This is a genomic window from uncultured Shimia sp. (assembly GCF_947498095.1).
Lineage (GTDB): Bacteria > Pseudomonadota > Alphaproteobacteria > Rhodobacterales > Rhodobacteraceae > Shimia.
In genome coordinates, this window is the sequence record NZ_CANMJE010000003.1 from 410,141 (window position 1) to 435,052 (window position 24,912).

At 58.5% G+C, this 24,912-nt stretch carries 25 protein-coding genes; 17 read left to right on the forward strand and 8 right to left on the reverse strand.

Features of this window, described 5'->3' with window-relative positions; translation table 11 throughout:
- Positions 1–3: 3 nt before the first annotated feature.
- On the forward strand, positions 4–276 hold the full coding sequence (locus tag Q0932_RS08155; RefSeq protein WP_299351224.1) for a cytochrome C oxidase subunit IV family protein: 273 nt from the start codon (positions 4–6) through the stop codon (positions 274–276).
- Here the strand turns inward: Q0932_RS08155 and Q0932_RS08160 are convergent.
- The 6 genes from Q0932_RS08160 to Q0932_RS08185 form a co-directional block, all read right to left on the reverse strand.
- Positions 266–829 carry a DUF4202 domain-containing protein gene (locus Q0932_RS08160; protein ID WP_299351226.1) on the reverse strand — a complete coding sequence of 188 codons (564 nt, stop codon included), beginning with the start codon at positions 827–829 and terminating at the stop codon, positions 266–268. The two genes, Q0932_RS08155 and Q0932_RS08160, sit on opposite strands and share 11 nt — an antisense overlap.
- 7 nt (positions 830–836) lie before the next feature.
- Positions 837–1,520 (reverse strand): Crp/Fnr family transcriptional regulator, encoded by a 684-nt coding sequence (locus Q0932_RS08165; RefSeq protein ID WP_299351228.1) that lies wholly within the window; start codon positions 1,518–1,520, stop codon positions 837–839.
- A 222-nt stretch (positions 1,521–1,742) separates the two neighbouring features.
- Positions 1,743–2,258, reverse strand: coding sequence for a DUF2478 domain-containing protein (locus Q0932_RS08170; RefSeq protein ID WP_299351229.1), 516 nt, complete (start codon positions 2,256–2,258; stop codon positions 1,743–1,745).
- A 15-nt stretch (positions 2,259–2,273) separates the two neighbouring features.
- Complete coding sequence (locus Q0932_RS08175; RefSeq protein WP_299351230.1) at positions 2,274–3,173, reverse strand: U32 family peptidase; 900 nt, start codon at positions 3,171–3,173, stop codon at positions 2,274–2,276.
- 3 nt (positions 3,174–3,176) lie between these two features.
- Positions 3,177–4,154, reverse strand: a complete 978-nt coding sequence (locus Q0932_RS08180; RefSeq protein WP_299351460.1) for a peptidase U32 family protein — start codon at positions 4,152–4,154, stop codon at positions 3,177–3,179.
- Complete coding sequence (locus Q0932_RS08185) at positions 4,154–4,699, reverse strand: SCP2 sterol-binding domain-containing protein (RefSeq protein ID WP_299351232.1); 546 nt, start codon at positions 4,697–4,699, stop codon at positions 4,154–4,156. The genes Q0932_RS08180 and Q0932_RS08185 overlap by 1 nt, the downstream gene beginning before the upstream one ends.
- 137 nt (positions 4,700–4,836) lie before the next feature.
- On the opposite strand from Q0932_RS08185, the gene Q0932_RS08190 reads away from it, so the two are divergent.
- From Q0932_RS08190 to modC, 14 genes are all read left to right on the forward strand, one after another.
- The gene (locus Q0932_RS08190) at positions 4,837–6,345 is read left to right on the forward strand and encodes a UbiD family decarboxylase (RefSeq protein WP_299351234.1); all 1,509 of its coding nucleotides are present in this window, start codon (positions 4,837–4,839) and stop codon (positions 6,343–6,345) included.
- Positions 6,342–6,908 carry a UbiX family flavin prenyltransferase gene (locus Q0932_RS08195; protein WP_299351236.1) on the forward strand — a complete coding sequence of 189 codons (567 nt, stop codon included), beginning with the start codon at positions 6,342–6,344 and terminating at the stop codon, positions 6,906–6,908. Before Q0932_RS08190 ends, Q0932_RS08195 begins: the two co-directional genes overlap by 4 nt.
- A 103-nt stretch (positions 6,909–7,011) precedes the next feature.
- Positions 7,012–7,494, forward strand: a complete 483-nt coding sequence (locus tag Q0932_RS08200; RefSeq protein ID WP_299351238.1) for a DUF2946 family protein — start codon at positions 7,012–7,014, stop codon at positions 7,492–7,494.
- Positions 7,491–9,674 (forward strand): NosR/NirI family protein, encoded by a 2,184-nt coding sequence (locus Q0932_RS08205; protein ID WP_299351240.1) that lies wholly within the window; start codon positions 7,491–7,493, stop codon positions 9,672–9,674. The genes Q0932_RS08200 and Q0932_RS08205 overlap by 4 nt, the downstream gene beginning before the upstream one ends.
- Positions 9,675–9,686: 12 nt before the next feature.
- Positions 9,687–11,594: a TAT-dependent nitrous-oxide reductase gene (gene nosZ / locus Q0932_RS08210; protein ID WP_299351242.1), complete on the forward strand. Its 1,908-nt coding sequence runs from the start codon at positions 9,687–9,689 to the stop codon at positions 11,592–11,594.
- Between the two features lie 13 nt (positions 11,595–11,607).
- The gene (locus Q0932_RS08215; RefSeq protein WP_299351244.1) at positions 11,608–12,864 is read left to right on the forward strand and encodes a nitrous oxide reductase family maturation protein NosD; all 1,257 of its coding nucleotides are present in this window, start codon (positions 11,608–11,610) and stop codon (positions 12,862–12,864) included.
- The gene (locus tag Q0932_RS08220) at positions 12,854–13,747 is read left to right on the forward strand and encodes an ABC transporter ATP-binding protein (RefSeq protein WP_299351246.1); all 894 of its coding nucleotides are present in this window, start codon (positions 12,854–12,856) and stop codon (positions 13,745–13,747) included. Before Q0932_RS08215 ends, Q0932_RS08220 begins: the two co-directional genes overlap by 11 nt.
- Positions 13,744–14,565, forward strand: a complete 822-nt coding sequence (locus Q0932_RS08225; RefSeq protein WP_299351248.1) for an ABC transporter permease subunit — start codon at positions 13,744–13,746, stop codon at positions 14,563–14,565. Before Q0932_RS08220 ends, Q0932_RS08225 begins: the two co-directional genes overlap by 4 nt.
- Positions 14,562–15,083 carry a nitrous oxide reductase accessory protein NosL gene (locus Q0932_RS08230; protein ID WP_299351250.1) on the forward strand — a complete coding sequence of 174 codons (522 nt, stop codon included), beginning with the start codon at positions 14,562–14,564 and terminating at the stop codon, positions 15,081–15,083. The genes Q0932_RS08225 and Q0932_RS08230 overlap by 4 nt, the downstream gene beginning before the upstream one ends.
- The gene (locus tag Q0932_RS08235) at positions 15,080–15,973 is read left to right on the forward strand and encodes an FAD:protein FMN transferase (RefSeq protein WP_299351252.1); all 894 of its coding nucleotides are present in this window, start codon (positions 15,080–15,082) and stop codon (positions 15,971–15,973) included. The genes Q0932_RS08230 and Q0932_RS08235 overlap by 4 nt, the downstream gene beginning before the upstream one ends.
- A gap of 57 nt (positions 15,974–16,030) precedes the next feature.
- Complete coding sequence (locus tag Q0932_RS08240; protein WP_299351254.1) at positions 16,031–16,402, forward strand: winged helix-turn-helix domain-containing protein; 372 nt, start codon at positions 16,031–16,033, stop codon at positions 16,400–16,402.
- Between the two features lie 63 nt (positions 16,403–16,465).
- Complete coding sequence (modA, locus tag Q0932_RS08245) at positions 16,466–17,245, forward strand: molybdate ABC transporter substrate-binding protein (protein WP_299351256.1); 780 nt, start codon at positions 16,466–16,468, stop codon at positions 17,243–17,245.
- Positions 17,246–17,248: 3 nt separating this feature from the next.
- Positions 17,249–17,941: a molybdate ABC transporter permease subunit gene (gene modB, locus Q0932_RS08250; protein WP_299351258.1), complete on the forward strand. Its 693-nt coding sequence runs from the start codon at positions 17,249–17,251 to the stop codon at positions 17,939–17,941.
- On the forward strand, positions 17,941–19,020 hold the full coding sequence (modC, locus tag Q0932_RS08255) for a molybdenum ABC transporter ATP-binding protein (protein ID WP_299351260.1): 1,080 nt from the start codon (positions 17,941–17,943) through the stop codon (positions 19,018–19,020). The genes modB and modC overlap by 1 nt, the downstream gene beginning before the upstream one ends.
- 74 nt (positions 19,021–19,094) lie before the next feature.
- Here the strand turns inward: modC and Q0932_RS08260 are convergent, their stop codons facing one another.
- Entirely contained in the window at positions 19,095–19,472 is a 378-nt protein-coding gene (locus Q0932_RS08260; RefSeq protein ID WP_299351262.1) for a Rap1a/Tai family immunity protein, read from the reverse strand.
- Between the two features lie 67 nt (positions 19,473–19,539).
- Positions 19,540–21,879: a hypothetical protein gene (locus Q0932_RS08265; protein ID WP_299351263.1), complete on the reverse strand. Its 2,340-nt coding sequence runs from the start codon at positions 21,877–21,879 to the stop codon at positions 19,540–19,542.
- Between the two features lie 278 nt (positions 21,880–22,157).
- Here Q0932_RS08265 and Q0932_RS08270 point away from each other — a divergent pair, with 278 nt between their 5' ends.
- Positions 22,158–22,940, forward strand: a complete 783-nt coding sequence (locus tag Q0932_RS08270; RefSeq protein WP_299351265.1) for a Crp/Fnr family transcriptional regulator — start codon at positions 22,158–22,160, stop codon at positions 22,938–22,940.
- Positions 22,930–24,909 (forward strand): heme lyase CcmF/NrfE family subunit, encoded by a 1,980-nt coding sequence (locus Q0932_RS08275; protein ID WP_299351267.1) that lies wholly within the window; start codon positions 22,930–22,932, stop codon positions 24,907–24,909. Before Q0932_RS08270 ends, Q0932_RS08275 begins: the two co-directional genes overlap by 11 nt.
- The last annotated feature ends 3 nt before the right edge of the window (positions 24,910–24,912 follow it).

The following is a 24,912-nucleotide window of genomic DNA, read 5'->3' on the forward strand; positions in this document are numbered from 1 at the left end:
GTGATGCCGTATGACGCCCTGACCAAAGCCTGGATCTGGCTTATTGCGCTCAGCGCCGGGTCGGCTGTCGTCGCCATGTTGGTGGCTCAGGGTATGGACCGACGTATCGCGGGGGCCGCGATCCTCGTGTTGGCACTGCTCAAGTCGCGCACGATCCTCACCCGTTACCTTGGGTTGTCAGAAGCGCCGTCTTTGCGCCGCGGGTTCAACCTCGTCCTAACGCTTTACTGTGTCTTATTGCTGGGTTTGTACCTGATTGGCGGCACTAGTCTGTAAAGACGGCGGCCAATTCGGCAGGCAAATCAAACTCTTGCAACACGCGCGCACGGGCAGATGCAGACATCTTGCGTGCGGTTTTCTCGACAATACGCAAAACCTTTTCAGGGCTGTGTTTGGCGGCAAAAGGCGCAAAATACCATTTTACAAAGGTCATGCAGATCACGTCTTCAAGCGCTTGCACCAGATCATCGCGTTTGATGCCTTGCTTGCGCAACATGCGAGCAACCTGATCCACATCGTCTGTGCCATATCCCTGTTCGGTCATAAGCTCACCTACCCGTCCGGCATGGTGGTCTGCCAGATCGCGGCGCCACGTCAGATACCCGGTGCGCCCTTCTGGATAATCGGCACGTTTCAGCACCCAGCGCTCGATGTGTTGGCCCCGCGACGCGATTTGCAAAAGTGGATCGGCCTCAGGAAACAGACGGTCACATTCCGCGCCCATACGTTGGCCATAAAGCAGCGCTTCAGGTTGGCCTTCGTCCAAACGCGGATCAAGAGCATTGGCGGCATCGATTGCCGCGAGGGTCAGGGTCAGTTTGTTGGTCATATGGGCCTCAGGCTTCGTCTTCGACATAGGCGCGCAAGACATTGATATCTTTTATCAATGCGTGGTTCTTCTCAATCGTAACACCGACCTGCTTCAACCGTGAAAAGGCTCGGCTCAGGCTTTCAGGTTTCATCCCCAGTTTTCCGGCGATGAGAACTTTGTCATAGGGCATCGTTACGGTGCAGCCCCCGGTTTCGCCTCGGCTGAGATCCAGTAAGAATTCGGCCACACGCTGCGCGCCGGTTTGCGCCTTTAGCTGTTCCAGCTGCGCGACAAGCGAGTGTAGGTGGTTAAAGGTCGAAGACAGGATCGACAGGCCAACCTCGGCGTCGCGTTTGATCAGGTCGATCAATACGGAGGAGGGGATATGCATCACTTCGCTGGGCGTCGCGCTTTCCCCGGAGACCGGATAGGGCATGTTCCGCAAAGCGACCGCCTCTCCAAAACTCTCGCCGCGGGTAAAGACACTCACCACCGCTTCGCTGCCGCTAGGGGTCATGCGATAAAGCTTGACCCAACCGTCCAGAACGATGTGAATCGCGGTGGCTTCTTCGTCCTGCAAAAACAGGGTTTCACCACGATCATAGTGGCGCCAGATCGCCTTAGTGACCAAGAGGTCAACATGCTGCTCCGGCAAAGAGCGCATCAACAACGAGTTGCGTGCAATCGCTTTATGAATCTCATGTGGCACTCGGCAGCCCCCCAAAAAAACCATCCCCGACTGCGATCCCCACAGACACCGGGTTTGATGGTCCGATAGCCTTCTCTAGCCCAGACTTTACCGAGGGTCCATGTCCTTTCATCAAAGGTATGATTGCAAAAAATTGAATATTTACGGTCGTTTGGTAACGGATCGACCTTTGGAACCCCTTCATTGGCAGACCGTGTATCTGCCTCAAGAAAGGTGTTCTTTTCAGGCCTTGCTCATCGCCTCCTGGCACCAAGTTTCGATCGCCTTGTTGTCGGGTGCGAGGGCTTGACCCAGCTCCGCGGTAAAACTGTTAAAGGCCGCGCGTGTTCCCTGCGTGACGCCAACCAATACGGGAATGCCCTGTTCAAGTGCGGCGGCTATCGCGTCGCGAAACCCGCGTCCCTCGGCCTCTTGCGGCCCGAATTTGTTCAAGACAAACAAGTCGGTTTTGCTCTTTGCAGACCGTTCAACCGCTGCGACAGCCTCAACAATGGCCTCAGGGTTCAGGCGGCATCCTTCTGAGCCATCTCCCAGCGACTGGGTGATCTTGATGGTCTCTTCCCCGGGCAGAACCCGCACGCTCATGTCGCAATGATGGCTGCCTTCGGGCTGGACCTCATCCAGCACCTTCACGATGCCGGAGAGCTGGGCGCCCTGCGCAACCAGCGACATCGCGGTTTCACTAATCAGCCGGTCGGTTTCTCCGCGCCCCTCGGCGCTGACAATCCCAATTTTCATGTTGTGTCTCCTGTTTTACGCGGCTTTGCCGGACCAATCCGCACCACGCGCGCCGGTCAGAAGTCCGTCCGACAGACGCATGCCGCCCGAGACACTGACCAATTCATCCGAGAGATGATCGGCGTCAATCTCGCCCTCAATGGCTTGCCGGTAGAGCGCGCACGTCTGAACAAACCCCTTTGATTGCGGAGAAAGCCGCAAGGCCGAAACTCCGGCCTGTGACAGGGCATCGATGTGATAGGCCATGCTGGCACAGCTGTCTGACAACGTCTGTACCCCGTTCATAGACAAAAACGGTTCGCCGTCTGATGTTGCGACTTCAAGGCCGTCGGGATCATCCTCGCAGGCAAACTGGCAATTGTCCTTTATGCGGCCATGAAGCCGCGCGTGATAGCACCGCCCCGAGATCGCCAATGGAATGCGACCGTGGCCCCAGACCTCGATCGCGACACCCGCTTCTTGGCCGGCTTTTGCCAGTGTTTCGACCGAGGCCAGTGGCAATTCAGGGGGCAGGCAGATGCGCGTCGCACCCCGAGACACCAGCCATCGCAGCGTGCCTTCGTTATAGACATTGACCAATGGGCCAACCGAAAAGCTCATGCCTTTCGGCAGATGCGCAAGCACCGTTAGGTCGTTGATTTCCACCTCCACGCCAGCTTCGGCCAGATCATGGGTCATCTTGCTTTCGCGCTTGAGTGTGACCAGAGCCAGCGAGGTTAGCGCGACCTCTTTGCCAGCGTTTACAAGGGTTTCGACGGCAGGAAGGATGGCGTCCTGATAAAACGGCAGGCGTTTTGAGCACACCAATTCTCCCAGCACCACGCGATTTACCGGCGCTTGGGCCAAATCGTCATAAAGCGTGCTCCAGTCTTCGGCTTTCCAGAAAAACTGATTGGGTCCAACTGTGAGTTCCATGACCTACCTCCACGTCTTTTTATAGGCGCCGCTGGTCACGGCTTGCCCTTCGGAGAGACGCGCGAGCATGCCTTCGGGCAGAGCGCGACCTTGATCTACGGCTTCAACCGCGGCGCGGAAGTTTTTGACGACCTGCGCCACGTAAGACCGCGACCGCTGGCGGCCCTCGATCTTCAGCGCGGTCACGCCAGCTTTGGCCAGTTGGGGGATCAGGTGCTCAGCATTCAGGCTCACCGGGTCTTCGAACAAGTGAGCGGTTTTTTCCCCGGCGCTGAAACAGCCCTTGCACAGGGTGGGGTAGGGGGCGGGTTCGCCTGCACCAACGGAATGGATCGTGTAGCCGCCCAGTTTGGCCGACAAGGCACCGTGATCTTCGACATATTCGACATGGCTGGCCGGAGAACATACGCCATTCATGTTGGGAGACAGACCGGTGGCATAGGACGACAGAGAACAGCGCCCTTCGGCCATCACGCAAAGCCCGCCAAAGACAAAGACTTCGGTCTCGATATCGGTCTCATTGTTGATTGCGGCAATCTCTGGCACCGACAGGACCCGAGGTAGCACCACCCGTTTCACGCCAAACTCGGCCCCATAAAAGTTGATGATGTCGGCATTGGCCGCGGCGGCCTGAACGGACAAGTGGCGGCGCAGATCGCTGTGATGCTCGGCGGCATAGGCCAAAAGGCCCGGGTCGGCGAGGATCACCGCATCGGCCCCTGCGATCTTGGCGTCGCGCACGGCAGCGTGCCATAAATCTTCGCTACCGGCACGTGGAAAGGTGTTGATCGCCACCAAGACCTTGCTGCCGTGTTGGTGGGCAAAGGCTACGCCTTCGACCATTTCGTCACGGGAGAAATTCAGCCCCGGAAAGTTGCGCGCATTGGTTTCATCGGCAAAGCCACAATAGATCGTGTGCGCCCCGGCTTTGACCGCGGCCCGCAAGGCGGCCGGTGTGCCTGCCGGGCAGACAATTTCCATTACCACAACAGGTCCTCCTCGTGGCGGGTCAGGGCAACGCCTGTTCGGCGTTCGGCGATGTCGATCAGCTTGTGTAGCGGGCGGGCAAAGGGGCCGGAAAAGGCCTCGATCTCAGCGGCCATATCCAGTTCGGCATCATCCACCGCATTACGCAAGGCAAGGGCTGCGGCGGTGTCGCCTTCGATCACCAGATCACGTGAAAAGAACAACGCGTCGCCGTCATAGGCTCCGTGCACAAGGCCGATCAGCGCTGCGAGTGGCCCGGCAATCCGGGCATCTGCTATCGGTGGGGTCCGATACAATGTCACTTTCGGTCGACCCGAGCGGGGCTCAAGACAGAGCGTGACCGGGAGGTCTGTTGGGTTCAGTAGAAAGGTTGCATCCGCATGTGCGCCAAGGCGGCGGAACATGGCCTCATGGCGCTTGGCCATGCTTTGTGTGAGCCGCGTGAGCGCCACAGACACAGGCATCAGCGGCAGATAGCGCAACGTGCGCGCCAGGGCGGACGGAAAGCGCGGAATAGCTTGGGGGGTGTCGTGTTCCAATCGGGACTCGTGAGGTTATGAGGCGCGGTCCATGATGTCTTCTAAGGTGCTTGCTGATTTCTCAACTTGACCTTGGTCAAGCGGGCCTCGGCAATTGGGTGTTAGAGCCGGGCGGAAGCCAAAATAATGAGGCAGCCATGCGCGACCTTCCAGAATTCGCCGATTTGCGGGACTTTCTCGCGTGGTGCGAAGGGCAGGGCAACCTGGCCACGATTTCCGAGCCCGTCCCACTGGCTCATGCGATGACAGCCGTGCATCGCAAGGTCCTGGAACAGGGTGGGCCAGTTTTACGGTTCACACAGCCGATTGATGGAGCTGGAAGACGGCTGAAAATGCCGGTTGTTTCCAACCTGTTTGGCACACCAGAGCGCGTCTGCGCGGGACTGGGTGTTACACTCGAAAAACTGGATGATCTCGGGGCGTTCCTGGCGGCTTTGCGCGCGCCGCAGCCACCGGAAAATGCGCGTGACGCCCTCTCGTGCTGGCCGATGTTGAAAGCCGCACTGGCAACTCGTCCCAAGGTCATCAAACGCGCCGACGTACAGTCCGTCTGTCTTGAAGACGACGACGTTGATCTGGCGCGTATCCCGGTGCAGACTCACTGGCCGGGAGATGCCGGACCTTTGATCACGTGGCCTGTGGTTCTGACGCGCCCGTTCGGAACGGATGCGGCTGACATGCATCGCTATAACGCCGGTGTCTATCGGGCGCAGGTGATCGAGCGGGATCGGCTGATCATGCGCTGGCTCGAACATCGCGGTGGGGCGGCCCATATGCGCTCTTGGCACAAGTCAGGAGAGCCCATGCCGGTTGCGATTGCGTTGGGCGCGGATCCTGCGACCTTGCTGTCCGCAGCGCTTCCCCTGCCGGAAACCGTGTCCGAGATCACCTTTGCCGGTGCACTGGCAGGTCGCCGCCCACGCATGACACCGGCAAGAACCGTCCCGATGATGGTGCCTGCCAATGCCGAGATTGTCGTTGAAGGCTGGGTTTATCCTGATGACGTGGCCCCCGAAGGACCCTTTGGAGATCACACGGGCTATTACAATTCGGTGGAACCCTTTCCGGTGATGCGGGTCACAGCGATCACGACGCGGAAAGACCCGATCTATCTGTCGACCTATACCGGGCGACCGCCGGATGAACCCTCGGCCATTGGTGAGGTGTTCAACCAGTTGAGCCTCCCGGTGATCCGGGCGCAAATCCCTGAAATTCGCGATCTGTGGTTGCCGCCTGCAGCTTGCAGCTACCGCATGGCCGTGATCTCAATCGACAAACGCTATCCGGGACAGGCGCGGCGGGTGATGATGGGGCTTTGGGGAATGCTGCCGCAGTTCAGCTATACCAAGATGATCGTCGTGGTGGATGATGACATCGATCCGCGTAATTGGGACGACATTGCCTGGGCGATGGCAACCCGCATGGACCCGGCGCGCGATGTCATGGTGCTGGATCGCACCCCCATGGATTATCTGGATTTTGCCGCACCCGAAGCGGGCCTGGCGGGCAAAATCGGCATTGATGCGACTAACAAGATCGGCTCTGAAACCATGCGTGAATGGGGAAATGTCATGAAAACCGCACCAGAAGATGCGGCCTTTGCCACGGACCTTGTCGCGCGCTGCTTGCCGGAGTTAGGTCGATGAAGAAACGTGTTGTTCTGGGGGTGTCCGGTGCGTCCGGGGCCGCCTTGTCATTGGCCACCGCCCGGCATCTGCGCGCGCTTGAGGTCGAGGTTGATCTGGTGGTCAGCGCGTCGGCCCGGCGGACGCTGACCGAAGAATGCGGTGAAACGGCCTATGACACGTTGTCGGCGCAGGCATCCCGTGTCCACGACATCGCCGATATTGGTGCTGCCGTGGCTTCAGGATCCGTCCCAATTGCCGGGATGATCGTGGCCCCCTGTTCGATGCGCAGCCTTGCGGCCATTGCCCATGGGTTGGACGACAATCTGTTGACACGCGCCGCCGGCGTTCAGCTGAAAGAGCGGCGACGTGTCGTCCTGATCGCCCGGGAATCCCCTCTGACCTTGGCGCATCTGCGCAACATGACGGCTGTGACAGAGATGGGGGGAATCATCCTTCCTCCCGTGCCTGCGTTCTATTTGAACCCGCCCTCTGTCGCGGCGGCGGTGGATCAGATTGCCGCCCGCGCCGTGGACCTTTTGAGCCTTGCAAACCCTGTTTCACAAGGCTGGAACCCCGCGTAAAGCGCCGCGTAACGCGTTTTCGAAGACCCCCTTAACAATAGTCAAGTCGCCGCAACTAAGCCCGATTTAAACCCATTGGCATACTGCAACTTCGGAGTCGCGTATGCCTGTCCATTGGACATCCCTTTTCCAAAGCAAGTGGAATGCGCCTTTGCGCAAACCACTGTTGCGTCGCTTTGCGGGGATTTTGGCCGTTCTGTCGCTGATGTTTCAAATGCTGGCCCCGTCCCTTGCCAGCGCATCACAAGGCGATTGGATCGAGATCTGTTCGGAATACGGGACTGTTCTGAAACAGATAGACCTGTCCAATGGAGAGCGCCCCCCAGCCTCTGAGCATATCGATTGCGAAGATTGTACGTTCTGCGCGTTTGCCGCGCCAATGAGCCCGCCCATCGGGCCGGAATTCGACCTACCTGATGCGTCTTTGGGTATGGCTGTCCGGTGGGCGGAGCTCATGTCTGATGGCGTCGAGCGCTATAAATGGCCCGAAAGCCGTGGCCCTCCAGCCGCGCCCCAAGATCACAATGCGATGCGCGAATGTCGCGCGTCCACAGCGTTAACCAACTTTCAAGGAGGTGCGCTGTGAACGCAAAGCGCGCAATCTTTTCATGGCTGAGTGCCGTGGTGTTTATTCTCTCCGCAATTACCGCGGTTGAAACACGTGCAGACAGTCTCGCCAGTTTCCTCACAGACCTGGAACCTTCTGAACTCGCGCCCGGTGCAGACGCGTTTGGTCCTGTGCGCGACGACGTTAAGGTCGCGCCGGTCCTAAAGGGTGGCGAGACCGTTGCCTGGGCTTTCCTGACTTCGGATTTTGTCGGCACGACCGGATATTCCGGCAAGCCGATCCACGTTGTTGCTGCGATTGACAGCGACGCTGTCTTGACCGGTGTTCGTCTGGTCAAACACTCTGAGCCGATTGTTTTGATCGGTATTCCCAATTCCAAGATGGTCGCCCTGACCGAAAGCTATGCGGGGCTTGATCTCAAGATCGAAGCCGAGACAGGCGGCGAGGGCCATGACCTCGACATCATCTCGGGTGCCACGGTTACGATCATGGTGATCGACGACAGTCTTGTGCGCGGTGGCATCAAAGTCGCGCGGGCGCTTGGACTTGGTGGTCTAGCACCTGTGCAGTTGGGTCCGAAACGCGAGTTGGACATGGCCCGCGACACCGTCGAAAGCTGGGAGAAATTGGCAGGTGACGGCTCAATTCGGCGCATGACGCTGGATGTTGGGCAGGTCAATCAGGCCTTTGCCGAAACCGGAGATGAACGCGCAATCGCGCGGCCCGAGCCGGGAGAGCCGGGAGATACCTTCATCGATATGCATATGGCCTTGGTGTCGGTGCCCTCTATTGGTCGCTCGCTTTTGGGGGATGCGGAATACAAGAACCTCGTGGAATGGCTGGAACCCGGCGAACACGCTATTCTGGTGCTGGGTCGTGGTGCCTATAGCTTCAAAGGCTCTGGCTATGTGCGGGGTGGCATTTTCGACCGCATCCAACTTATCCAAGGCGACAACTCGGTACGTTTCTTTGACAAGATGCAACTGCGAGTCCGCGAAGTGGATGCCGCGGACAGCCCTGCGTTTGTAGAGCTGGACTTGTTCAAAATCCCCGTCGACAGCGAGTTTGATCCCGCCCAACCCTTCCGTCTGCAGCTTTTGGTGCAACGTGCGGTTGGCGCTCTGGATCGCGTGTTCCTGACATGGGACCTCGGCTACAAACTGCCCGAACACTACTTGTTGCCGCAACAGCCTGTGACAGTGCTGGATGATGCAACCGGTGAAGCGGCGGCCAAATCCGCCCTATGGAAGCGTATCTGGAAAGACAAAACCGTTGAGATCGGCGGCCTGGCGGCGATGCTTCTGGTGCTGACCGGCGTGTTCTTTTTTCAATTCCATGCCACTGCCAACCCTCGCACCTTCTTTTGGTTCCGAGTTGGGTTTCTATCCGTGTCGCTGGTCTTTCTTGGCTGGCACACCAACGCGCAGCTTTCCGTTGTGAACCTGATGGCGTTGGCTGGCTCTTTGCGGTCAGGGTTTAGCTGGGATGCCTTCCTGATGGATCCCTTGGTATTTATCCAATGGTTTGCCATCGCGGCAGCGCTTTTGTTCTGGGGCCGTGGCGCCTATTGCGGTTGGCTCTGTCCCTTTGGGGCATTGCAGGAATTGCTGAACAAGGCCGCCAAAGCCCTGAAGGTACCGCAGTGGACCTTGCCTTGGGGTCTGCATGAACGCCTCTGGCCACTGAAATACATGATCTTTCTTGGGCTCTTTGGCCTGTCGATGGTGTCGATCCCGATGGCGGAAACCTATGCCGAGATCGAACCCTTCAAAACCGCGATCATCCTCAAGTTCGTGCGCGAATGGCCCTTTGTGGTCTTTGCTCTGATCCTGTTGCTGGCCGGTCTCTTTATCGAGCGCTTTTACTGCCGCTATCTGTGCCCATTGGGCGCAGCACTGGCGATCCCGGCACGTATCCGCATGTTCGACTGGCTGCGTCGCTATAAGGAATGCGGCAGCCCCTGTCAGACCTGCGCAAACGAATGCCCCGTTCAGGCGATCCACCCCACAGGTGAGATTAATCCAAACGAATGCGTGAACTGTCTGCACTGTCAGGTTCTCTACCAGTCAGACACCAAATGTCCGGTCATCATCCGCCAGCTTAAGCGGCGGGAAAAAACCGGCTCGGCGGACATCAAAATACCGTCCAAAGCTCCGCCGAAAAACCACCCGAACTCTAAAACTTCAACGGCTTCTTAAAAGGAGGAAACCATGACAGAAGAAATCAAAAAGGGCCTGTCCATGACACGCAGAGGCGTGTTGGGCACGGCAGCGACCGGGGCCGTAGCGGCCACGGCCGGTGTTGGCTCGACCATGTTGGGTGCAAGCCCCGCGAAAGCATCAGGCGACTATGCCCTCGAACCAGGTGAACTGGACGAGTATTATGGCTTCTGGTCTTCTGGCCAGGCTGGCGAAATGCGTGTTCTGGGCGTTCCGTCCATGCGCGAACTCATGCGTGTGCCGGTGTTTAACCGCTGCTCGGCAACGGGTTGGGGTCAAACCAACGAGTCCAAGAAAATCATGACCGAAAACCTGCTGCCTGAAACCAAGGCTATGCTGGCAGCAAACGGTAAGGACAACTACGACAACGGTGACCTTCACCACCCCCACATGTCCTTTACCGACGGGACCTATGACGGTCGCTTCCTGTTCATGAATGACAAAGCCAACACTCGGGTTGCCCGTGTGCGCTGCGACATCATGAAATGCGACCAGATGATCGAAATCCCCAACGCACATGACATCCACGGCCTGCGTCCGCAGAAGTTCCCGCGTACCGGGTATGTCTTTGCCAACGGTGAGCACGAAGCACCTTTGGTCAACGACGGTAAGATCCTCGACGATCCTTCCCAATACGTGAACATCTTTACCGCCATTGATGGCGACGAGATGAAAGTGGCTTGGCAGGTGATGGTCTCGGGCAACCTTGATAACACCGACTGTGACTATCAGGGCAAATATGCCTTCTCGACCTCGTACAACTCGGAAATGGGTATGAACCTGGCCGAAATGACCGAAGCCGAGATGGACCACGTTGTTGTGTTCAACCTGAAAGAAATCGAAGCGGGTATCGCGGCTGGTGACTATCAGGAACTGAATGGTGTCAAAGTGATTGATGGCCGTAAAGGTCAGAACAAAAACTACACCCGCTACATCCCGATCCCGAACTCGCCACACGGCGTGAACGCGGCTCCGGATAAGAAACACATCATGATCGCCGGTAAACTGTCGCCGACCGTGTCTGTGATTTCTGTGGAAAAAGTCGACGCACTGTTCTCTGACAACGCCGACGAGCGCTCGGCCATCGTGGCAGAGCCTCAGCTGGGTCTTGGCCCACTCCACACCGCGTTTGACAACAAAGGCAACGCCTACACCACGCTGTTCCTCGACAGTCAGGTGGTGAAGTGGGACATCGCAAAAGCCATTGAGGCTTATGCAGGCGCAGACGTTGATCCAATCCTCGACAAAGTGGACGTGCAGTATCAGCCGGGTCACAACTCGACTTCGATGGGTGAAACGGCGGAAGCCGACGGCAAGTGGCTGATTTCGATGAACAAGTTCTCGAAAGACCGCTTCCTGAACGTGGGTCCGCTTAAGCCGGAAAACGAGCAGTTGATCGATATTTCGGGCGACAAGATGAAGGTGGTCCACGATGGTCCAACCTTTGCCGAGCCGCACGACTCGATCATCGTTCACCGCTCGAAAGTGAACCCTTCGGAAACCTATGATCGTAACGACCCAATCTGGGCCGATGCACGGGCACAGGCCGAAGCAGATGGCGTGGACATCGATGACTATCAGGACACTGTCATTCGTGACGGCAACAAAGTCCGCGTCTGGATGTCGAGCCAAGCTCCCAGCTTCTCGCTGGAGCAGTTCACTGTCAAACAGGGTGATGAGGTGACCGTCTATGTCACCAACCTTGATGACATTGATGACCTGACACACGGCTTCTGCATGGCGAACTATGGCGTCGCGATGGAAATTGGGCCGCAGGCGACCGCTTCGGTCACCTTCGTTGCCGAACGTCCGGGTGTACACTGGTTCTATTGCCAGTGGTTCTGCCACGCACTGCACATGGAAATGCGCGGTCGTATGCTCGTTGAGCCTCGTGCGTAACTAAGGAAGTCTCATGAAACGGTTCCTGTCCCTACTGCTAATCCTCTCTGCCGCCTCTCTCCATGCGGAAGAATGGGATGTGCCTGTGCGGGCAGGGGCCATTTCTGAAACACTGGCCCAGACGGCGGATGGCGACATCCTTCGGCTGGGTGCCGGCATCTACACAGAAAACGTGGTGCTGGACCGTCCCGTAACCCTTGATGGCCAGGGACATGCCACGATTGACGCCCAGGGTTTTGGCAGCGTTATCACCGTCACCAGCGACGGCGTGACCGTAAAGGGCGTGACCACCATCGGGTCGGGGTCGTCCCATGACACGATCGACAGTGGCATCAAACTAACCAAGACGGCCTATGCGCCGCAAATTCTGAACAATGTGGTTCTGGGCAACCTCTACGGGATTGATATCCACGGCGCCAAAGATGCGCTGGTGGCAGACAACCGTATCGAAGGTCGGCTCGATCACCGCATGAACGATCGTGGCAATGGCGTTTACATCTGGAACGCCCCCGGCGCTATCGTTGATGGCAATGACATTCGCTATGGTCGAGATGGCATTTTCGTCAACTCCAGTCGCGATAACGTATTTAAAAACAACGTTTTCCGGGAATTGCGCTTTGCCGTGCATTTCATGTACGCCAATGGTAGCACGGTCTCGGGAAATCTGTCGGTAGGCAACGATCTTGGCTATGCGATCATGTTCACGAAGAATGTGGAAGTGATCGGCAACGTCTCGATTGATGACCGCGAACATGGCATCGCGTTCAACTACACCAACAGCTCTGACATCCGTGACAACTATGTACGCGGCGCGAAAGAGAAATGCGCCTTTCTCTACAACAGTCACAAGAACGATTTCTCCGGCAACTGGTTTGAGGGCTGCTCAATCGGTATCCACTTTACCGGCTCGGACAAGAACCGCATCGTCGGCAACAGCTTTATTGCCAATCGCACTCAGGTCAAACTCGTCACCACCAAATGGTACGAATGGTCCGAAGACGGCGCCGGTAATTATTACAGCGACAATGCTGCTTACGATGTGAACGGTGACGGCATCGCCGATGCCCCATACCGCCCCAATGACAGCATGGATCACGTGCTGTGGACTCAGCCCGCCGCCAAACTGTTGCTCGGATCACCCGCCGTGCAACTGGTGCGCTGGTCTCAATCTGCCTTTCCGGCGCTTCTGCCCGGAGGTGTGATCGACTCTCACCCCCTAATGAAACCCGTCAAACCTGACGTGAATGGAAAACTTCCTCATGACGGATAACATCCTCAACATTGAAGGCCTGTGTAAGGATCGCGGTAAAACGCGCGTTCTGCATGACGTCTCGCTGACCGTTTCCCCGGGCGAGCGCGTGGCACTTCTGGGCCACAACGGCGCGGGGAAATCCACACTTATCAAAATCGTTCTGGGACTGACACCCGGCAACGGCGGCACGATCTCGGTCGCGGGCCATAAGCCCGGCTCTGGTGCGGCGCGTTCGGCCACGGCGTTTCTGCCCGAAGCGGTCAGTTTTCACCCGGCTTTGACAGGGCGCGAACAGATGAAACTGTTTGCCAGCCTTTCCGGCGAAAAGGCGGACATTCCCGGTCTCTTGGACCGTGTTGGTCTGGGCGATGCCCTTGATCGCCGGATCGGCACATATTCCAAAGGGATGCGCCAGCGCCTCGGCCTGGCACAGGTGTTGCTGGGCAAGCCGCAAGTTGCGCTGCTCGACGAGCCCACCAGTGGTCTTGACCCCATCTCGCGGCAGGACCTCTATGCCATCATCGATGAATTGGCCGACGGCGGTTGCGCTGTCCTGATTGCCAGTCACGCCCTGACCGAGGTTGAGGCCCGCACCGACCGCATCGCCATCATGCGCAAGGGCCACCTCGTCGCGAATGACACGCTCGAGGGACTTAGCGCTAAGGCGGGCCTCAAGACTCGCCTGCGCGTGCGAGCCACTCAGAATGCTGACGAGATCGCTAGCCAGATCGGCGGCACCCGGATCAACGGCGCCTCGGTCGAGATCCTCTGTGGTCCCGACGAAAAGATGGCCGAGTTGCGCCGCATCACTGCGCTGGGCGAGGCCGTGGCTGATCTTGAGATCACACCACCGCGTCTGGATGATCTCTATCGCCACTACGCAAAGGAGGGCGTCCAATGACCCGTTTCTTTGCCGTCGCTCGCGCCGAAATGCGCATTCTCCAGCGCAATCGCTGGCTATTAATGGCAACGTTGATCATGGTGCTCTTTGCGCTGGCTCTGACCTTTGCAGGCAGCGCGCCCACGGGATCTCTGGGCGTTGACATGCTGACTGTCTCGGTCGCCTCAATGACCACGTTGTCGGTTTACCTCGCACCGCTGTTGGCTCTGATGATCTCGTTTGATGCCGTGGCCGGTGAGACCGACCGGGGCAGTCTGGGCCTTCTCCTGTCCTATCCGGCAGGACGGGGTGAAATCCTGCTGGGCAAATTCGCCGCCCACCTCGCGGCACTGGCTTTTGCCATGTTGATCGGGTTCGGCTGTGCCGGAGCCGTGGCCGCATGGTCCGGCGGCGCTGGCCCTGACAGCCTGATCGCGCTGGCCCGCCTGATTGCGACATCGATCCTCTTGGGGGCCGTGTTCCTGACATTTGGCTACCTCGTGTCTTCTTTGGCACGCTCTACCACGGCCGCCGCAGGGATGAGCGCTGGTCTCTGGTTGATTTTTGTTGTGCTCTACGATCTCGGCCTTCTAGGGGCCGTCGTCGTGGACGCCGGTGGCAGCTTTACCCGCCACGTCTTTCCTTGGGTCATGGTGGCCAATCCGGCCGACGCCTTTCGTCTCTGGAACATCGCTGCTTCTGACAGCGTCGCCCTTAGCAGTGGCATGACCGGCGCGGCGCAGGCCCTGCCGATTTGGGCCGCGCCCCTGTCGCTGTTGATCTGGCCATTGATCGGCTTTGCTGCAGCACGAGGCGCCTTTCGGAGGGTAGAACCATGAGGCCGTTTTTGATCCTCGCCCTCGCGTTTGGGCTCATCGCCTGCAAAGAAGACACTGCCAAGGCTCCGCCACCACCCGTTGATCTGACCGAAGAGGCGCTGAGCTATTTCTGCCAGATGAACATTGCCGATCACGGCGGCCCCAAAGGGCAAATTCACCTTGAAGGGCTGCCAGCACCTATCTTTTTTGCGCAGGTGCGCGACATGGTGGCCTACCTCAAAAGCCCCGAGCGTGATGCCGAAGTTGTGGCGATTTATGTCAGCGACATGGGTCAGGCGACCACGTGGGAAATGCCCGGTCAGTCCAATTGGATCGACGCCAATGACGCCGCCTTTGTGGTTGGGGCTCCCGTGGCCGGGGGTATGGGCGCGCCAGAGATCGTGCCTTTCGCTCAAACAGCTGATGCAGAAATCTTCATAGCGCAATACGGCGGCACATCCATGCCGCTGACGGACATTCCTGACGATGCTGCCATTGGTGCAGTCGACCTTGATTTGAAACTGGAGACACCTTCATGACCGTATTGACGCGTCGCCGTTTTCTAAGCATCACCGCTGCCTCTGCGGCGTTGCCTGCGATGGCCGCCACGCCGCTGACCGCGACATGGCGCGGGAATGCGATGGGCGCAAAAGTCTCAATGAAACTTGCTGGTCTCTCACAAGAGGCTGCCGCGCCGATTTTTCACGCGGTCGAGGCCGAATTGTCCCGCCTCGAAGGGATCTTTTCGCTCTACAGAACCGAGTCTCAGCTCAGCCAATTGAACCGCGAAGGCATTTTGCACGTTCCGGCACCCGAATTGTTGCAAGTTCTCAGCCTGAGCGACCGTCTGAACACAGCGAGCAACGGCGCCTTTGATCCAACCATCCAAACCCTTTGGATGGCAACAGCGCGCGGGGAAACAGGCAAAGACCTCGACGCCGCACGCAAGCTTGTCGGTTGGCAAGAGGTGCAGTTCGACACCTCTGCAGCCCGACTGTCCAAACCCGGCCAGGCTTTGACCCTGAACGGCATCGCGCAAGGCTACATCACGGACCGCATTGCTGCGCTGCTCAAGCGCCACCAATTGCAGAACGTGCTGCTGGATATGGGCGAAGTTGCTGCTTTGGGCCAATCGAACACCGGCGTTTGGTCGGTTGGTATCGCAGCACCCGACGGCGCGATCGTCAAGCGTCTGCAGATGCAGGATCGCGCGTTGGCGACCTCGGCGCCTATGGGCACACCACTTGGGTCCGCAGGCCATATCCTTAGCCCACAAGGGCAGGGAACACAGCGGGCGCTGGTGTCGGTGTCTGCCGATCAGGCGGCTGTTGCCGATGGTCTGTCCACAACGCTGTGCCTGCTGGATGAAGAAGCTGGAGCAAGCCTTGTCGCCAGCTTCCCAAATGCCAAAGTCGAGGTGTCCGTGTAAGTCTGAACGGCTTGGACAAGGGTTGCGTATGCGTGCCAATCGCGGCACGTTCAAGCGATGAGCACACCCGCCAATAATCCGCGCTTTCGTCTGCGCCTTGTGTTCGGACCCGAAGACTGGATGGGTCCGGGCAAGGCCGAACTATTGGAACATATCGAAGAGACAGGCTCAATTTCGGCGGCGGGTCGGGCCATGGGCATGAGCTATAAACGCGCGTGGCAGTTGGTCGATACGATGAATGCCATGTTCCGCGCACCCTTGGTGCAAAGCTCGCGCGGCGGCGCCAGCGGAGGCGGAGCCGTATTGACCGAAGATGGCCATGCGGTACTGGCGGAGTATCGCGCGCTTGAGGAAAAAGCCCAAGAGGCCGGGGCTGACAACATTGCAAGGTTGCAATCGATGCTGGTCGATATTCCTGGCGGGAAATAACGGTTGTCAGGACCCGCGGAACTTCGTTATATCCAACAGGGAATAACGATTGGAGCACAGGACATGATCCGCCATTTGGGCAGAGGGATGATCGGGGCTTTTGCTCTGTGCGCGGTCTTGGCTGGCCCCGTTTCTGCCCGCGCCGACACGATCACGGTCTTTGCCGCCGCGAGCCTGAAAACTGCGTTGGACCAGATTGCGGATCAATTCACCAAAGACACAGGGGACGACTTGCGTCTGTCTCTGGCGGGATCTTCGGTGCTTGCGCGTCAGATTCAGCTGGGCGCCCCGGCGGATGTGTTTATCTCGGCCAATCCGGGGTGGATGGATCTGCTGCAGGCCGAAGGGCTGCTCTACGATGAGACACGGTTTGATATGATCGCTAACCAATTGGTGGTGATCGCGCCGGTGGACAACCCGACGCCCGTAGACCTCTCCAAACCCGGTGCAGTGGCAGAACGCCTCACCGACGGCCCTTTGGCGATGGGGCTTGTCTCGGCTGTTCCGGCCGGAATTTATGGTAAAGAGGCCATGGAATCTTTGGGCCATTGGGCCGAGGTTGCTCCGAAAGTGGCCCAGACCGACAACGTGCGTGCCGCCTTGGCCTTGGTCTCGGCGGGCGAGGTGCCATTGGGGGTGGTCTATGCTTCTGATGTGCGCGCCGATCCGGATGTTGTCGTGGTTGCCGAGGTTCCCGATACGGCCCACAGCCCAATCCTTTATGCTGCGGCCGCCCTTCAAGGTGGCAATCGCGCCGTTGCATCAGAGTTTTTGGACTATTTGCGGCGGCCGAATAGCCAATCTATCCTAACCCGGCAGGGTTTCCTGCCGCTCGGAGAGTAGCTGATGGATTGGCTTGGACCCGAAGAATGGCAAGCGGTGGCGCTCTCGCTCAAGGTGGCGCTTTGGGCGACGCTTGGTGGATTGCCGCTAGGCCTGTTCGTGGCCTATGCGCTCGCGCGCTGGACCTTTCCGGGCAAGCAATTGCTCAATGGGATCGTGCATTTGCCGCTGATCCTGCCTCCTGTCGTGACTGGATACTTGTTGCTGTTGACCTTTGGCACGCGCGGTCCGGTTGGCGGATTTCTTCAGGACTTGGGGCTTGTCTTTGCCTTTCGCTGGACTGGCGCGGCGCTGGCCGCAGGCGTGATGGCGTTTCCTTTGATGGTGCGCGCCATGCGTCTGTCTATTGAGGCGGTGGACCCCAAGCTGGAAGAGGCTGCCGCAACACTGGGCGCTTCGCGTCTTTGGGTGTTCGTGACCGTAACGTTGCCGATGATCCTGCCCGGTGTGATCGCGGGCGCGATCCTCGCCTTTGCGAAAGCCATGGGCGAGTTCGGAGCGACGATCACCTTTGTCTCGAACATCCCCGGCCAGACGCAGACGCTACCGTCGGCGATCTACGCCTTTCTGCAAGTGCCGGGCGGTGAAAACTCGGCCATGAAGCTGGTCTTGATCTCAGTCGCTGTAGCCATGTCTGCGCTGTTGCTGTCGGAACTGCTCGCGCGCCGGATCAGCAAGCGGATGGAGGGGGGCTGATGCTGTCTGTTGATGTCTCTCATCCGATGCAGGGTTTTGACCTGAACGTCGCCTTTGAGGCCCCTCCGGGGCTAACCGTGCTGTTTGGGCGTTCGGGGTCGGGAAAGACAACGGTGATCAATGCCGTGGCCGGGCTTTTGCGGGCCGAACGCGCGCGTGTTGCGGTCAATGGCCAAGTCCTGAGCGACACGGATCAAGCGCTCTGGCAACCCCCTCACAAGCGCCGCCTGGGTTACGTGTTCCAAGAGGGACGCCTGTTCCCGCACTTGTCGGTCAAACAGAACCTGCGATTTGGCCAGTGGTTCGCACCCAAGGACGCACCGCAAGAAGATATGGCCCGCGTGGTTGAAATGCTGGGGATCGGGGATCTGCTATCCCGCCGACCGGCCAGCCTGTCGGGGGGAGAAAAACAGCGTGTTGCCATTGGCCGAGCGCTTCTGGCCAGTCCACGCCTGATCCTTGCCGACGAACCGTTGGCTGCTCTGGACGAGGCCCGCAAGGCCGAGATCCTGCCTTACTTTGAGCGGCTCCGGGACGAGACAGGTGTTCCCATCCTCTATGTCAGCCACTCACCGACAGAAGTGGCGCGATTGGCGACCACCCTTGTGGCTCTGGACGAAGGCAGGGTGGTTCAACAGGGGCCAGCCATCGAAGTGCTGGGTGACCCATTGTTCACCCCATCCGGCGTGCGCTCGGTTGGTGCTGTGATCGAAGCCCGCATCGCGCAGCATCATGATGATAGCCTCAGCGAATTAGAGGCGGGTGGCATTCCGCTTTTTCTGCCGCATGTCGGTCTGGATCTAGGCACACCCTTGCGGGTTCGGATCGCAGCACAGGATGTGATGTTGTCCCTTGAAAAGCCCACCGGCATCTCGGCGCTCAACATCCTTGAAGGCCGCATCGATCAGGTGCGCAGCGGCGAAGGTCCGGTGGCTATCGTGTCGCTCGATACCTCTGCGGGCCGCGTGCTGGCCCGTGTCACCCGCCGATCGGTCGAGGCGATGGGGCTGGCCCCGGGCCTGAAGGTCTATGCCGTGGTTAAGACGGTCTCAATCGCGCCGCAGGACGTTGGAGGTTAGACTGGTGTTTTGCCAGTGGCTGACAAAAAAGGGCGCCGAAGAAGGCGCCCTTTTCTATGCTTTGTTTCCGTGGTTTAGTTGCAAGGGAACTCATCTTTCAGGGTTCCCAAGACGGCCTCATCCGCAGGCATCGCTCTGCGGGCGGAATAGTCTTTGTACACCCAGCGGATGAAGGCCCAGCGAACTTCGTCCGCCGTGTTCACCTCGGGGGCGCAGATGCCCATTGTTGCTTTCGCGTCGACTGCTTTTAGGGCCCCGACAAAGCCGAGCATGTATTGCTCACACTCCAGTTCGGGAACCTCGCCGTTGCGGGCGTCACTGTCGGCTTCCTGGCAGGGTGCCATGAGTTCGCCAGCCAGATAAGGCGTGCCGCCGTGGCCATCGGCAAACGCCGGGGCTGCCGCGATTGCGCCTGCGAGGGCCAATGGTGCGATAGTTAGAAAAGCGCGCATATGTGTGTGCTCCTCGTTGAATTGGTGGGGTCCGGCGACCGATTGGCCGCCGGACTGTGGCTTTGGCTTACTCGCCTGCAAGCGAGTGGATGGCCTTGTCCATGACTTCCTTGTGCTGCTCATTGGTCAGGAACGCCGGAGTGTTCACTTTGTTCCAAAGAGTTTCATCAGTCATGTTCTGGTGACATCCCATACACAGGCCAGTGCGTTCCATCTTCTCGCGCATGTCCTGCGGGAGAGGACCGGTCAGATCCCAGTGGGAGCCGACGGTGACCAGCTGCTCGCCGTCTTCGGTGACGATGCGGCTAAGGTCGTGGTCCAAGGTCGGAACAGGCTGCGACTGATACTGATACTGGTCAGGCAGGATGGTGCCGTCCGCAGCTTTCAGATCGATCACAAAGCCTTTGTCGTAGCCTTGCAGGAAGCGACCGCCAGAGATGCCGTAGCCCAATGCTTTCGGGTTGTTATGGCAGCTCTCGCAGGTGCGGGCTTCGCGGCCAGCAGTGTGCGGTTGCACGGCTGCATGGTCGAGGCCCTTGGTGCCGCCTGCGTCCGGTGTCATCCAGGTCTCGTTGTGGACGATGGTATTGCCGTCCTTATCGATTACCGTGGTGATAACCTGACAGCCTGGCATCAGCGGGCTGACGCGGCCTTCACCGTTGATCCCGAGGGTCGGCTCTTCCCAACGCAGGTAAGAGCGTGTCTCGGACACTTTACCGGCAGAGGTCAGACCATTGGTGCCAAGCGGGGCATCACCTGTGAGACCATTGTCCTCGCGGGCATTGGCGTTGGTGATCCAGTCGACATCGGTTTTGCCTTCGGAATAGTCCACGGTGATGTGGCAGCCATAGCACTGCGGTGCCCAGTCAGCGTGACAGGCATAGCATTCCATGCTTTCCATGTGCTGGCCAACTGATTGCATCGCAACCTGTGCATCAGGCGATTTCCACGTGCCGTTGTCGGCGATGGTTTTCAGAACCGGGATTTCAAAGTCCAGACCCGAAGCCGAGTGCAGGATGACCTTGTCGCCATCTTTCACAACGTTACCCAGCGGGTTGCCGCGTGCCGACAAGAGGAAGCCATCGCGGGCCTCATAGTCGGTGGCAAACATCACGGTTTCATCCTGAGCGTCTTCGCTCAAACCCCGCGCTGGCCAGTCAGACGTATCGGCCTGGAATTCCTCACCATACCCCAGCGGAAGATCCCAAGGTGCTGCCGAAACAGTCCCGTGACAGTCTTCACACTCGATTTCCACCTGTGCAAGCGTGGTGCCCGGCAAGTTGCCGTCGCCGTGCATGTCGATGGTGGTGTGGCAGTCCTGACAGAGCAATCCACCTTCGGGGTTGCCCGGACGCGATTCCGTCGCGTGGTGCAGGTCTTCCTTGATGTACAGGTACTTTTTGGTGTGCAGCTTAGGTTGCTTGCCACCTGTTGGGCTGTACGGAGAGCCATAGGGGAATTCCATGATACCCTGATAGCTGACGCCAATCCGCTTGCCGCGGTTGTGGCAGCTCACGCAGGATTCAGTCGGGATACCGGACCATTCCTTGTCACCATGCACAACTTTCGACTTGCGTGTCGCCTGCATCTGGTGAGTCAACAGCTTGCCGGGTTGCTCTTTTGAGATTGTGGGGTCGCCACCTTCATAAAGACCTTCGTTCGAGTAGGGCACGTGACAGGACGAACAGCCTGCACCGCGATAATCACCGCGTTTCTCACGACCATTTACACCAACATGACAGCGCTGACATTGCTGACGCGAATAGGTAATACCGGCCAGGTTCGGGTGTTCTGAGATGGCGTCGACATCAACTTCCGGTACTTGCTCCATCGAGTCGACCAACTGGTCGGGATGGGCCGCGGCATAAGCCACCATGTACTCTTTATAGGCGTCGGTCCCGATCTGAGGCTCAAAGCCATCTTCGTCGACCAGATCGTAGTTGCCGTAAACGGACCGGCGCGTGTCGATCACACCCCAGCTCCAAAGGTTGCCCTGCAGTTTACCGGCTTCGGTGTTCATCAGCGACAGTTTCAGACGTTCCGCATAACCATCGTGACATTGGCCACAGGACTTGTCGGCAATCCACACCGCACCCGGATCCGGATAGAAGGTGTGTGGGCCGTCGGCTTCGGCCAGATCAGCGACCGTGCCTGAGTGGGCTTCTTCTGCGGTGAGACCCGTAGGGGTACCACCGTGGCAGATCACGCAGCCAGCGGGATCGCCGTAATCAGGCCCGAGGGCCTCAATCTGTTCCATCATGATGCCGCCGGTGAATTTTTCAATTCCCTCGTGGCAGCTAAGGCAGCCTTTTTCGTTGGCTACCGCCTCATCGACCGTCTCTGGAACACCTTCGGCATAAGCTGCCGTTCCAAAGAGAATCGAGAGCAAGAAAACGAGTTTTCTCAAGGCTTAGCTCCCTTCCAATTAGAGTTATCCTCGCGAGAAGGGTAGCGACGGGGGCAGAGTCGTTCCCTGATAATTATCAGGAAAACGTGATTTGGCCTTTTTGATTTGCGGTCGGAATTATTGTTTCCCGTGTCTCAGAAACTCGTGAACATATTCCAAACCTGGATTTGATCTGGCTCATTTGATGACCCTAAAATACCCTTTATAATCAGCGACAACACTAGAAATGAATCCTTGGGACGCACTGCGCGGCATCGCCGCCGCAGAGGGGTGAAGCTATGTATGACGCAAACACGAGGCCAAGTTCGGCCTCGGCTTGCCCCTTGCGGGCAAACCTATGCAAGAACCCTGTTTGTGGCAGTGTTCCTGAGATTGCCAAACGGTCTAACCAAGACATGATTGCGCTCAAACGCGGTGAGCGACTGACCGTGCGAGACGGGGCGTGTCAAAGGATTTGGGTGGTCATCTCCGGCGTTGCGGCCACATGCGCGGGGATGGAGGATGGTCGCCGCCAGATCATCGGCCTTGAAACGCCCGGCCATGTGGTCTGCGGGCTGGCATCCGTAACAAATTCCGAAAACTGGCTTGAGGCGCTGAGCGACTGCAACATCTGCGAGTTAAGCCTCGAAGGGGTAACCGGACCGCTTGATGACTACCCCGAACTGGTCTCCAGTCTGTTTTGGCTGATCCACGGTCGACTGCAGGCCGGAGCTTCGCAGATGGTGATGTTGGGGCGCCTCGATTCCGTTGAAAGGGTGACCCTGTTCCTTTTGGAAATGGCCATGCGCATTGGGACAGCCGCAGTTGGCGGCGTACGGGTCGACCTGCCCATGACCCGCGAAGATGTGGCCGACTACCTTGGCCTCAACACCGAAACCGTGAGCCGTCTCTTTACCAAGTTGAAAAAACGCGGCCTCGTGAGTTTTCCCAACCGAAGCACCTTTGTCGTGCCGGAAATCGAGGCACTGGAACGGCGTTTGCCGGTGCAATACGCCCAGCCCCAATACACGCTGCCCCCTCAGGTGGTTGCGGCAGCCCAGGAGCATTACAATGTACGCTGAGATTGGGCACTTCGCCCTTATTCTGGCGCTCGTCGCCGCCGTTTTGCAATCTGTCATCCCGATCTGGGGTGTGCGCGCCGAAAATGCCGCCGCCATGCGCTTTGCCGATAATGCCGCACAGATTCAGTTCCTTGGGGTGGCTGTCGCCTTTGCCATGCTGACGCGCGCCTATGTGGTGTCGGACTTCAGCCTTGTGAACGTGGCGATGAACAGTCACTCGGCGAAACCGATGCTCTACAAAGTCACCGGCGTCTGGGCCAATCACGAAGGCTCTATGCTGCTCTGGGTGCTGATCCTGACGCTCTTTGGCGTGTTGATCTCGATCTTTGGCCGCTCGGTGCCGGTGACGATGCGATCTGTGGTTCTGGCCGTACAGGCGATGATCGGCGTCGCCTTTCTTCTATTTATCCTGTTGACTTCTAACCCCTTTGACAGGCTGCCCAATCCACCGCTGGACGGGCAAGGCATGAACCCCTTGCTGCAAGACATCGGCGTCGCGTTGCACCCACCACTTTTGTACTTGGGCTATGTCGGTTTCTCGACGGCCTTTTCCTTTGCGGTTGCGGCGCTGGTCCGGGGTCAGGTCGACCCAAGCTGGGCGCGCTGGATGCGTCCCTGGGTGCTTTTGGCTTGGGCGGGCCTGACGGCAGGGATCGCTCTAGGGTCCTGGTGGGCTTATTACGAACTTGGCTGGGGCGGGTTCTGGTTCTGGGATCCGGTCGAGAACGCCTCGTTCATGCCGTGGCTCTTGGGGACGGCGCTGTTGCACTCGGCCATCGTGGTTGAGAAACGCGCCTCACTTCTGGCCTGGACCATTCTCTTGGCCATTCTGACCTTTGCGCTCTCGCTTATTGGAACTTTCCTTGTGCGCTCGGGCATCCTGTCGTCCGTGCACGCCTTTGCCAATGATCCCGAGCGCGGCGTCTTTATCCTCTTGATCCTGTGCATCGCCATCGGTGGCGCGCTTACGCTCTTTGCCGCGCGCACCAACAAACTGACCGAGGGCGGGTATTTCGCAATGGTCAGCCGCGAAGGTGGGCTGTTGTTGAACAACGTCCTCTTGTCTGCAGCCACAGCCATTGTCTTTGTTGGCACGCTTTACCCTTTGGCGCTGGAATTGGTGACTGGTGACAAAATCACGGTCGGCGCGCCCTACTTTAATCAGGCCTTCCTGCCTGTCTTTGGCTTTGCCATGATGTTTGCGGCCATTGGCCCGTTCCTGTCGTGGAAACGCGCCAACAAGACCCGGGCGGCGCGGCTCACGACGCTGGCTGCGGTCACAACCGCGACCCTTGGCGTTGTCATCATCGCCATATTTGGCGTGCCAGACGTGGTCAGCCTATTCGGCATCGCTGTTGCCCTGTTCCTTGCTGTTGCGACGCTGATTGACCTTGGTCAGCGTATCGGCATCGGAAAATCGCCCTTTGCCACGTCGCTGCGCCGCATGGTCGGTCTGCCGCGGTCTGCTTGGGGGCTGTATCTGGGACACCTCGGTCTTGCCATCGCCGCGGCAGGAGTTGTGGCCGCAGGTCTTTGGAAAGTCGAAGAAATTCAGGTCACCCAGATCGGAACTCCGGTGTCTGTCGGAGCCTATGAATTCACGTTGACAGGTGTTGAGAGTGCCAAGGGCCCCAACTATCAGTCTTCGCTTGCCACGGTCACGGTCACGCGTGGTGGTGACTTTGTCACCAACCTGCACCCCGAGCGCCGCTGGTATCCAGTTGAGAAAAAACCGACCACCGAGGCGGGCATCGTCACCGTCTGGCATGGCGACTACTACGCCGTGCTCGGCGACCCTGCCGCGGCAGGCGGCTTCGTGACCCGCTATTACTACAATCCGGGCGTGCCGTGGATGTGGCTTGGCGCTGTCATTATGACCCTTGCCGGTTTGATATCTCTGGCAGATCGCCGCCTGCGCGTGGGCGTGCCTTCGGCACAGCGCCGCTTGGCAGCGCAACCGGCGGAATGAGGA